This is a genomic window from Halomonas sp. BC1, from assembly GCF_002078135.1.
Classification (GTDB): Bacteria; Pseudomonadota; Gammaproteobacteria; order Pseudomonadales; family Halomonadaceae; genus Vreelandella; species Vreelandella stevensii.
Genome location: NZ_LFGS01000006.1, coordinates 219,733 through 222,701, shown reverse-complemented (window position 1 = coordinate 222,701; position 2,969 = coordinate 219,733). Strand labels below are relative to the sequence as shown.

Annotated in this window: 2 protein-coding genes; both read left to right on the top strand. The window is 57.4% G+C overall.

Annotated features, from left to right (window positions below; genetic code table 11):
• Nucleotides 1-446 (top strand): hypothetical protein (locus B7L72_RS18510; RefSeq protein WP_446718556.1); only part of this gene is annotated, 446 nt, incomplete at its 5' end.
• Nucleotides 447-2,969 (top strand): BREX-1 system phosphatase PglZ type A (pglZ, locus tag B7L72_RS06675; RefSeq protein ID WP_254893767.1); only part of this gene is annotated, 2,523 nt, incomplete at its 3' end. It lies immediately after the preceding gene.

The following is a 2,969-nucleotide window of genomic DNA, read 5'->3' as shown; positions in this document are numbered from 1 at the left end:
GTGCAAAAGAACTAGCAGCTGAGATTGATGACGACGTGATTGCGGTGCTATTTCGCGATAGTGACGGCACGGCATCTGCTGGGCGTGGTGACTGGCAAACGAAATATAACTCCGTGCTGCAAGGCTTTGAGGCGGAAGGTTTTCCACATGGCGTAGCGATGATTCCTATGCCTAAATCCGAAGCTTGGTTGTTATGTGCATTGAAGCCAGAGTCTCCTTACCAACATTGCGCTGCGCTGGAGGAAGCCTCGGGCAATGATGATAGCCCCCATGCGCTCAAAAATCAGCTTGATGCGGCGCTCCAGGGGCAAACCTCGGCAGATGAGTTATCTGAAACTGCCAAAGACGGAAATATACATTGGGAGAATATCGATATGCCTTCTATAAATGCTTTTAAACACCGGCTGGAAGCAGTTGTGAACTTGATTATTCGGCAGGGAAGTTAGATGCAGCTCGACCAACTCCAACAGGGCTTACAACACGCCTTCTTCACCGACCGCCATCGGATTGTCTTCTGGTACGACGCCCCTGGCCACTTTGCGGATTCGCTCAGCGAGCTTGCGCTGGAAGGCGTTCAGGTGATCAATATGGCGGGGGAGTCCACCCTGGGCGTGAAGCTACGCCTGGAGCTGGAGGAGCCTGAGACGCCCACGCTGCTCTATTTTCCCTCTGCCGAGCCAGCCCCAGAAGAGGACTGGCTGTTGGATATCAAGCTGTACTCTGGCCGCTTCTACGCCGACCGCGTTTCAATGATTTTCAATGAGCTGGGCCTAACGCGCCACGTACTGCGCGAGCACTTGGCGCAGCGGCAGGCGTTTTTAGCCAGCCGTAAGCGTATTGATGTCCTGAAGCGTTTGGTCACGCCTTCCCTTAGTGAAGATGAGCTGGATCTGGCGATGCTGGCCGTGGTGGTGGGGGCCACGTCTCTTGACGTGGCCACGCTGCTGTTCCACTTGGCTGAAGAAGCGGTGGCCAATGAACTGGGGTTAGAGACGAACCCAGCGGCGTTGATCGAGGCCGAAAAGTACGCTTTGGTGCCTGCGTTAGTGCGTGCCTTACAGGCCGAAGTGGGTTACCCCGCTGGCCAAGCAGAGCTCAGCGGTGAAGCGCCGCTAAACTTCGGCCAACTGATGCTGCGGTTATTGATTACCGGCTACTGCGAGAGCATTTCGGATATTCCTGACTGGGCGCGTCAGGTGGCCATTCCCTCGGTCAATGCCCGTGCATCCTCCCGTGCGCTGCTCACCCGCTGGCGAGATAGCTCACGCTTTTACCCAGCGTTTGATGTGATCTCCGGGTGGGTGGCAGATGCCCAGCGCATTGATGACAAGCTGCAGGATGTGCCGCTAGAGCAGCTAAGCCATGTGGCGACGTTTGAGGTGGTGGAGAAGCAGATCATTGTCGATCTCTGCCAGGCGATTCCCACGGCGGATGCCCGCGACCTGAAGCTATTCGACAGCATCATTGTGGCGCGCCTGGACGGTTATTGGGCATCGCGGCATAAAAACGATGCCCGCCGCGAGCGCTACCGGCAGCTATATGCCGCGCTTACCGCGTCGATTGCGCTGTTTAGCCTGCGTCATCAGCATGCCAAAGGCTTCCATTACGAGAGTGTTGAGGCGCTCTACCACGCTTACCAAACGGATCTCTACCGTTTTGATACCGCCTATCGTCATTACGCGGTGGCATCGGATGCCACTGGCGTTGAGCTGCTTAAAAACCTGGATGCCGCCGTTGAGCGTTGTTATGACGAGTGGTTCCTGGGCCAGCTCACCCGTAACTGGAGCGAGCGCGTGGAAGCCGAGCAGCGGCTCACCCACTGGAAGCTACCCAATATACCCAGCCAGCAACACTTCTACCGCGACTGGGTGCAGCCCCAGCTAGCCGCTAGCCGCCAAAAGCGTGTGGTGGTGGTGATTAGCGATGCCTTCCGCTATGAAGCGGCGGAAGAGCTGCGTGAGCGCATTAATGCCAAGCGCTATAGCGAAGCGACGTTAAAAAGCCAGTTAGGTGTGGTGCCTAGCTATACCACCCTGGGAATGGCCTCGCTGTTACCGCACCGAGAGCTCAGCTATCAGCCGGGCAGCGATACGGTGCTGGTGAATGGCCAATCCACCCAAGGCACGGCGAACCGCAGCAAGTTACTCAAAGCAGCCCTCGGCGGGGAGGCGTTAGCCGTCACCGCTGAAGAAGTAAAAGGCTGGAGCCGTGAAGAAGGGCGCGAAAAGATCAAAGGCGTGCAGCTGATGTACGTTTACCACAACGTGGTGGATGCCCGTGGGGATGCCGCTAACACCGAAAGCGAGACGTTTGCAGCGGTGGAGGATGCCATTGATGAGCTGGATCAGCTGACCCGTAAAATTCTCATGCACCTGAACACCAGCACGGTGCTGGTCACCGCCGACCATGGTTTCCTGTTCCAGCGCAGCGCGTTGGATGCTACCGACCGCACGGCGCTGTCAGACAAGCCAACGTCGGCCTTCAAAAGCAAAAAGCGTTATGTGCTGGGCGAGTCGCTGCCCGATAACCCCAGTGTGTGGCACGGCCATACCCGCGATACGGCAGGCACCACCTGCGATACCCAGTTCTGGATACCCAAAGGCGCACACCGTTTTCACTTTGTCGGCGGGGCTCGCTTTGTACACGGGGGCATTATGCCCCAGGAAATCGTGGTGCCGGTGCTCACCGTGCAGCAGCTGCGGGGCGAAAAGGTGGAAAAGCGCACCAGTCGCAAGGTGGAGGTGATCTCACCCAAGGCATCGCTGAAGATGGTCAATAACATTCAGCGCTTTGAGCTGCTGCAAACTGAAGCGGTCAGCGAGCGCCTCCGCCCGGTCACGTTGTCGGTGGCGATTTACGCGGGCAGCGAGGTGGTCTCCAGTGAAGAGGTCGTGACCTTCGATAGCGCAAGCGACAATATGAACGAGCGCATGAAGTCGGTGCGCCTCTCGCTATCGGGCACGTCATTT